Source organism: Methanobrevibacter filiformis, from assembly GCF_001639265.1.
Classification (GTDB): Archaea; Methanobacteriota; Methanobacteria; order Methanobacteriales; family Methanobacteriaceae; genus Methanacia; species Methanacia filiformis.
Genome location: NZ_LWMT01000044.1, coordinates 1 through 6,649, shown reverse-complemented (window position 1 = coordinate 6,649; position 6,649 = coordinate 1). Strand labels below are relative to the sequence as shown.

Genomic DNA, 6,649 nt, shown 5'->3' with positions numbered 1-6,649 from the left:
AAAACACATTTAAAAAGTTTAAAACTAAAACACAAAAAATAGACCAAAAAACTAAAACAAAAACTAAAAAACATCTAAAACCATATCCAACAATCATAAACCTTTATTTTAATTATGGATAAACTCCTATACTATATAAATATTGTCAAAAAATAGGTATCGTACTATAAAATTAATTAAAATAAACACATTTAATTTACTAAGTAGGTGTTATTAGTATGGTACTAGTATACGTTCATTATTAATAGGATTATGGCTATATTATTAATTAGATTAAAATCATTTATTTATTGTTGTTTTTAAACCACTTAATAGTAGTCTTTAATTGTTCTTCAAATAAATTAGGATCCACTTTAAAATTAATTTTATTCATGTTATCTACATTGGCTAAAGAGTGTTTTATATCTCCTAAACGCTCAGGTAGATAATTTGGATCTATATCTACTTGCAATGTTTTTTTTATGGCTTTGTATAATTGATTAATTGTTATTTTATTTCCTGAAGCAACATTTAAAATTCCATTATAGTTGGATTTAGCAGCCATTATGTTTGCAGTTACAATATCTTCAATAAATATAAAATCTCTGGTTTGTTCTCCATCACCATATATTATTGGTTGATTGTTATTTATTATAGCATCAATGAATTTTGGAATAACTGCTGCATATTGTGAGTTAGGGTTTTGTTTAGGTCCAAATACATTGAAATATCTAAGACATACTGTTCCAAGACCATAGGATTCAGTAAAACTTTTGCAATATAATTCACAAGTAGCTTTTGAGGCAGCATAAGGGGATGTTGGATTTAAGGTTTCTGTTTCTTTTAAGGGTAAATTTGGATTTTCTCCATAAACTGCAGATGAGGAAGAGAAAATAATTTTTTTAATATTTTGATTTTTACAGGCTATTAGTAATTTAACAGTAGCATCTACATTATTTTCGTTACAAAGGAAAGGTTCTTCAACACTTAATGGTACACTTGCCATTGCAGCTAAATGAAAGACATAATCTTTGTTTTTTAGGATTTTATCTAAATCACATTTGTTTAAATTCTTTTCGATTAATTCTATGTTCTTGTGATTAGGATTGTCAAGGTTTTCTATTTTTCCTGAAGATTTATCATCAATAATTGTAATTTTATTATTATCTACTAATTTGTTTACAATATGTGATCCGATGAACCCTAGACCTCCAGTAACAACAATATTTTTATTCTTCATTATATCTCCTCTATATTTGTATTTAAATATTTGTATTTAAATTTATAATTAATTTAAGGAATGTAATCAATACTATTGATTTAACCTCTATTGGTTTAATATAAACTATAGTTTTATATCTTAGTTTGATTAAATGCTTTTTTTAATTTATATTTACTTTAATTTGTAACAATTTGTTAATTAATTTTATGTTGTTGTTAATGTAGATATAGATTTTCATAGATTTTCATAGATTTTCATATTTTTGATTTTTAATTTCTAATACAAAATATAAAATAATTTTAGGGTTTTGTTTGATTTTTGGATAGTTAAATAATTAATTTCTTTTAAAAAAAATTAATTCATGAGTCCAAAAAGCAACATTTATATATTATGGTATTATATTTATTTAACATGATTATTCATGTTAATGAGATGTACCTTTTAATAAATTATTTGATTTCTGTAATAATTTCAATGGGAATAGCTATTTGCTTAGGATTACCTTTAGTTCCAGAAAAGCCACGAAGATTTTCTTGGACAAAAAGTGCAGTATTTCCAACTCCAATAATAGCTTTTGGATTGTTAGCTCTTTGTTATTCTGCTGAATTTTACTGGATTTATAATGGATTAGCGTTAGCTATTATAACAGGTGTTGTTTCATCATTTTTCATGAAATATTTATTTAATTATGTTTTTCCTGAACCTTCTGTAGGAGATATTAATGAATGAAATAATTGGCATAATTATTGCAGCTATTATAGCTTGGATAAACTTTGTTTTGATTGACACATATTTTGGACTACCTGAAGTTCCAGGTGTTAAAGGTGCAGGGATTATTGGTCGAGATATAGAAAAAAGAGGCGGAAATTTATCTGGTGGGTTCTTCCAAGGTAATATATTATGTTCTCCAGATGCTTCTGCAGGAACATTACTTGCTCCAATAGGAGTAATGTTACTTGGAGTCAATGGAGGTATACTCGCAGCATTTTTAATTTACATTGGAAATAGGCTATGTGCAGATCCAGGGTATGCTGGCACTATAGGTGCATTAACTGCCACTGTTTGGGTTGTCTTGTTATCTTTCATTGGAATTACTCCAGAAACATTCATTGTTGGAATGGTAATAGCTATTACTACTATTCAAGGAATTAATCACAGTTGGTCTTCTAAATTACTTGGAAAAATTGCCCAAAAAATGGGAAAAGAAACTAATATTAATTAAAATATTATATTATTAATCAAATTTTTCAGTCACTTTATATGTTTAATATTGCTTCATATATTTAATTAGTTAGGTAGATGTCATGATAGAAGAAATTATTGGAGTTATTATAATTTTAATGGCTATAAGAGTGCTTATAACCAATAATAGGGCAGAAAAGATGCTGTATGTTAATGTAATTGATTTTGCTCTTTCAGCATTAATAGCTATTTACATAAATACTCCCTTTGGATTAATTGTAGCTATTACTTTCTTTGTAACATCTACTATATCCTCTAATGCTATTGCATATTCTTTAAATAGATTAAAAAATGAGGTTATATTAAGTTAAAAATTATTGAATTACTTATTAATTGAATTGTTTAAAATTAATGTTATACTTAAAATTTAATTGGTGAAATGATGAATCCATTAGATTTCATAAATCTAACCACTATATCTGTTGTTTTAATGTTTATAGGTGCAATCGGAGTAATAGGGTTAGTTAAACCGTTAGATAAAATATTAATGTTTTCGCTAATGGAAGCAGGATTTTTCGCAGCTGTAGTTTCATTTAGATACTTAGATGTTGCTTTTATCATTGCTTTAATTGGACCAATTTCTATAATTGTATTACTGCTTTCTGTTATAAAAATAACTGAAATAAGACAAAAGAACTTGGAGGATAGCTAAATGATGGAGTTAAATATATGGTTTTATAGTGGGTGCTTATTAGCTATTCTTGGAAGTTTAGGAACAGTTTTAGGTCCAAAAGTTAATGATCCTATTGTTAGAACATTAAATACTGAAGTTGCTGCAATTGGTGTTTCATTAATTTTGCTTACATATAATCATACACTAGCTGTTTTAACCTTTATGACTACAAGTGTTATAACTTCTTTACTTTTGCTTAGAGTTATTACTAGGTTAGAAGAAATGGGGGCAGACACTTGAAAATTGGAGAAATTTTAAATAAATTGGCTTGTCCTAGAAGAATTCCTAAAATTTTTTCAGTAGTTTTAGGGCTGTTTCTTCTTATTGGACTTATAACTCCGATTGCTTTAAATAATGATCAAGTTTATCCAAGACCTGCTCCTCAAGAACAAATGCTTGCAGGAGATTCAATAGCTCCTTATGATAGGGGTGGTGAAATTTTAAAGTCACCAGGAATTACTAAAGCTCAATATCCAAATAACTCTAAGTCACTTGGAATGGTAAATTCTTACATGTCTCCAATAGCAGATGGTGTTAGAAATGCTTCACCCTATTTTGGTACTTCAATTTATTCTTCTCCTGGTGGTTTGATTGATGAAATATTATATTATACTCGAGGCTTTGATACAATACTTGAATCTACTATCTTAATGATGTCTTTTATAATAGCTTCATGGATAGGTATTAATTTCACAATGAGACGAAAGGATGATGTTGATGAAGTTAAATTAGAGGAGAATGACTAATATGGCTATAGAATTAGTTCCACAGTTTGTTCCAGATATTTTCTTGTCATGGTATGCTCCTGCAGTATATACAGGATTCATCGTAGCCTTTATTGGGCTTATGGGAATAGCTATTGCAAAAAAAGATATCCACATATTAATACTTACTGATATTGTTGGACTTTCAATGCTTGTTGTAGTTGGAGCAACTGGAACAGATTTAGCTGAAGCATTGATATTACCTGGACTTGTTGTAGAGCTTGCAGAGATAATGGCAATTTCTGAAATATTGGTTTCTAGAGAAATGAGAAAAAATAATGGTAGTTCAAGTTTACTTCCACTTCCAATTGTAAGTGATATGGAAATCATGACAACTGCTCCTAACTTTTTATCTCTTGTGCTAATTGGTTATGGTGTCTTTTTAACAGGTTTTACTGGTGGTGCTGTAGCAGGTGCTGGAATATTATTGTACATTTTCTCTAAAAAATCAAGAGGTCTTCCAGTGTTAGTAATTGATGGTATTGGGGCAGTGTCAGGTTTAGCTTGGTGTTTATGGATAGTTGGATTCTTATTATTTTTTATAGCTCCTGAGTATTGGTTACTCTCTCTATTTATGGCTGCTTGCGGATTGTTACTTAAAGTAGCTTCAAAACTAGGTTTAATTGGTACATTGATGAGAGAAGAATATAAAAGAGAATAATTAGGATTGATCTTTAAATTTAAATTAATAAACGAATAGATGATTAAAATGGATATTACAACACTAGGTGGTAGTTTATTTGGAACGATTCCTTTAGGAGATATTGTTTTATATGTAACTCCATTTCACTTATTCATGTTTGCTACAGTTATAGTCTTCACATGTTTAATAGCTATTAGTAGAACAGAAACTCAAATAGAAGCTAAATTTAAATCATTAGGCAATAATGCAGTTTCTGTAGGTTTAGCTGAGTTTAAAATAAGGAGATTTTTGAGTATCGTGTGTGGTTTAGCTACAGCTGGAGCTATGATCACTGGAGATTTTTTTAATTTCATATTATTTGTAGCTTTAATTGGAATAGTTAATATTGGTATTGTTTCAGCAGTTAAACAAGTGGATGTTCTTGATGCAGCCTTTCAATATGGTTTAGGAGCTATGATCTCAAGTTTGCCTCTATTTAGTGCTGGAGCAATGATGCTTGCTGCAACTGGAACTTTAAGTTTATTTGAGCTTGCAAATATTGCAACCATAACTCCTATGATGATATTTTCAGCAGTATTATTCCTTATTGGTGTAGCTGGTGAAACAGGTATTGCTCCATTTTTTGCAACAAAAGCAGAAATGTTTAGAACTCCAGGGTCCCCATTTCTATTAATTATTCATTTAAGTTCTTTATTCATAACAATTCGTGCAATTGAAATAATTTTAATAATTCTTACATAATGACCTATAAATTATTATTAATGATATGAATAATATAGGATATTATTAATGAGATGAATAATATAAAATGATAATTATAGATAAATTATAATCCAGTAAATGTTATAACTATTATATATTATTATATATGACAAGTTTAATACATAATACTAAGGTGTCAGAAAATGAAAAAATTAGATATATATAGCTATATACTATGTATAATATCTGCTTTATTGATATTATATTGTTTAATATTCAACCCTATAAGTTGGATAGTTTATGCTATAGCTATTATATGTATTCCGCTGCTTGTGCTTTCATTTGGTTTTATTACTATGGCAAAAGCTAAGAAAGATGAAGAGGAGGAAAGAAGAGAAGAACCATTTATTGGTTATTGAGTATTCTCTCTTTGTTGGTAACATGAATTTAATGGCTAATATTATTATAAACTTCTTAGTAGCATTTCTTTTTGGAAATATTCTATTAGGATTACATAGGAAAATCATGGCAAGAATTCAACTTAGACCAGGACCTCCTGTAATTCAACATCTGCTTCATTCTTTAAAATTCTTCTTTAAAGAAACTGCATTTCCAAAAACTGCAGCAATACCCTTTTATATATCTATTACATTTTTATTATGTAGTATATGGATTATAGCGATTATTGTAGGTCCTATTACACATGGTTCTTTAATTTTAATATTTGCTATTTATGCAGTATATAAAATTGTTGAGCATAATATGGGTTCCTCTTCAGGTTCTCCTTATGGAAAATTGAGTTGTGTAAGGGCAGTTTTCTCAGCAGCAGCTGAACTTCCATTATTTGCAGTTATTGCAGTAATATTTTTTAAAACTGGTACTTTAAACATTGGAGAACTAATTGCTTATCAATCTGTACACGGACCTTTAATATTGTCCTTACCTTTAGTAGCAATAGTGTTTTTTGTCCTATTACTATCTAAATCTCCTTACTCTCCATTTGCAATTACCAAAGGAAAAGATGTAGTTTCTGGATATCAGACAGAACATTTTGGTCTTTTAAGAGGATTTGTGATGTTATCTGAATCTATATCTTGGTATGTATTACTATGGATATTTTTAACAGTGTTCTTTGGACAAATTTCATTGTTATGGTATATAATAGGCATGGTTGCTATAACTGCAATTACTGCTTTAATTAATGCAATAACTCCTATTTTAAACCCTAATCATTCTATTATGACTCAAGTTTCAATAGCTATTGTTGGAATTGGAAGTTCATTGTTATTATTGGCTGTATAGGGGATGTTCCATAATTCAATAGATAATTAGTTAAGACTTATTTTCTTAAATAAGTATTTTGAGAGCCTTATATTGCTGATAAATTAATTATATGGATATTTAATTAGTTATATAAATTGAAT

At 28.5% G+C, this 6,649-nt stretch carries 11 protein-coding genes; 10 read left to right on the top strand and 1 reads right to left on the bottom strand.

The genetic code is table 11. The features are described from left to right. Window positions 1-283: 283 nt before the first annotated feature. On the bottom strand, window positions 284-1,219 hold the full coding sequence (locus tag MBFIL_RS01730; RefSeq protein ID WP_066970889.1) for an NAD-dependent epimerase/dehydratase family protein: 936 nt from the start codon (window positions 1,217-1,219) through the stop codon (window positions 284-286). Between the two features lie 372 nt (window positions 1,220-1,591). On the opposite strand from MBFIL_RS01730, the gene MBFIL_RS01725 reads away from it, so the two are divergent. The 10 genes from MBFIL_RS01725 (at window position 1,592) to MBFIL_RS01680 (ending at window position 6,527) form a co-directional block, all read left to right on the top strand. Then, window positions 1,592-1,930, top strand: coding sequence for an energy-converting hydrogenase A subunit A EhaA (locus tag MBFIL_RS01725; protein WP_342667578.1), 339 nt, complete (start codon window positions 1,592-1,594; stop codon window positions 1,928-1,930). Then, window positions 1,923-2,423: a hypothetical protein gene (locus MBFIL_RS01720; protein WP_066970887.1), complete on the top strand. Its 501-nt coding sequence runs from the start codon at window positions 1,923-1,925 to the stop codon at window positions 2,421-2,423. The genes MBFIL_RS01725 and MBFIL_RS01720 overlap by 8 nt, the downstream gene beginning before the upstream one ends. An 82-nt stretch (window positions 2,424-2,505) precedes the next feature. Next, the gene (locus MBFIL_RS01715) at window positions 2,506-2,754 is read left to right on the top strand and encodes a DUF2109 family protein (protein ID WP_066970885.1); all 249 of its coding nucleotides are present in this window, start codon (window positions 2,506-2,508) and stop codon (window positions 2,752-2,754) included. 71 nt (window positions 2,755-2,825) lie between these two features. Then, window positions 2,826-3,095, top strand: coding sequence for an EhaD family protein (locus MBFIL_RS01710; protein ID WP_066970883.1), 270 nt, complete (start codon window positions 2,826-2,828; stop codon window positions 3,093-3,095). Then, window positions 3,096-3,356 (top strand): EhaE family protein, encoded by a 261-nt coding sequence (locus tag MBFIL_RS01705; RefSeq protein WP_066970881.1) that lies wholly within the window; start codon window positions 3,096-3,098, stop codon window positions 3,354-3,356. It begins immediately after the preceding gene. Then, the gene (locus MBFIL_RS01700) at window positions 3,353-3,862 is read left to right on the top strand and encodes an EhaF family protein (RefSeq protein WP_066970879.1); all 510 of its coding nucleotides are present in this window, start codon (window positions 3,353-3,355) and stop codon (window positions 3,860-3,862) included. Before MBFIL_RS01705 ends, MBFIL_RS01700 begins: the two co-directional genes overlap by 4 nt. Window positions 3,863-3,869: 7 nt before the next feature. Continuing rightward, on the top strand, window positions 3,870-4,541 hold the full coding sequence (locus tag MBFIL_RS01695; RefSeq protein ID WP_084266257.1) for an EhaG family protein: 672 nt from the start codon (window positions 3,870-3,872) through the stop codon (window positions 4,539-4,541). Between the two features lie 48 nt (window positions 4,542-4,589). Then, window positions 4,590-5,264, top strand: coding sequence for a proton-conducting transporter transmembrane domain-containing protein (locus MBFIL_RS01690; protein ID WP_066970875.1), 675 nt, complete (start codon window positions 4,590-4,592; stop codon window positions 5,262-5,264). A gap of 164 nt (window positions 5,265-5,428) precedes the next feature. Continuing rightward, the gene (locus MBFIL_RS01685) at window positions 5,429-5,644 is read left to right on the top strand and encodes a DUF788 domain-containing protein (protein ID WP_066970873.1); all 216 of its coding nucleotides are present in this window, start codon (window positions 5,429-5,431) and stop codon (window positions 5,642-5,644) included. A gap of 22 nt (window positions 5,645-5,666) precedes the next feature. After that, window positions 5,667-6,527, top strand: a complete 861-nt coding sequence (locus MBFIL_RS01680) for a respiratory chain complex I subunit 1 family protein (protein ID WP_066970891.1) — start codon at window positions 5,667-5,669, stop codon at window positions 6,525-6,527. Window positions 6,528-6,649 lie beyond the last annotated feature (122 nt).

Coding starts and splice junctions, on each gene's coding strand:
- MBFIL_RS01705 (WP_066970881.1), top strand. CDS start 3,096: ATGATGGAGTTAAATATATGGTTTTATAGTGGGTGCTTATTAGCTATT.
- MBFIL_RS01730 (WP_066970889.1), bottom strand. CDS start 1,219: ATGAAGAATAAAAATATTGTTGTTACTGGAGGTCTAGGGTTCATCGGA.
- MBFIL_RS01710 (WP_066970883.1), top strand. CDS start 2,826: ATGAATCCATTAGATTTCATAAATCTAACCACTATATCTGTTGTTTTA.
- MBFIL_RS01690 (WP_066970875.1), top strand. CDS start 4,590: ATGGATATTACAACACTAGGTGGTAGTTTATTTGGAACGATTCCTTTA.
- MBFIL_RS01685 (WP_066970873.1), top strand. CDS start 5,429: ATGAAAAAATTAGATATATATAGCTATATACTATGTATAATATCTGCT.
- MBFIL_RS01720 (WP_066970887.1), top strand. CDS start 1,923: ATGAATGAAATAATTGGCATAATTATTGCAGCTATTATAGCTTGGATA.
- MBFIL_RS01715 (WP_066970885.1), top strand. CDS start 2,506: ATGATAGAAGAAATTATTGGAGTTATTATAATTTTAATGGCTATAAGA.
- MBFIL_RS01725 (WP_342667578.1), top strand. CDS start 1,592: ATGGTATTATATTTATTTAACATGATTATTCATGTTAATGAGATGTAC.
- MBFIL_RS01680 (WP_066970891.1), top strand. CDS start 5,667: ATGAATTTAATGGCTAATATTATTATAAACTTCTTAGTAGCATTTCTT.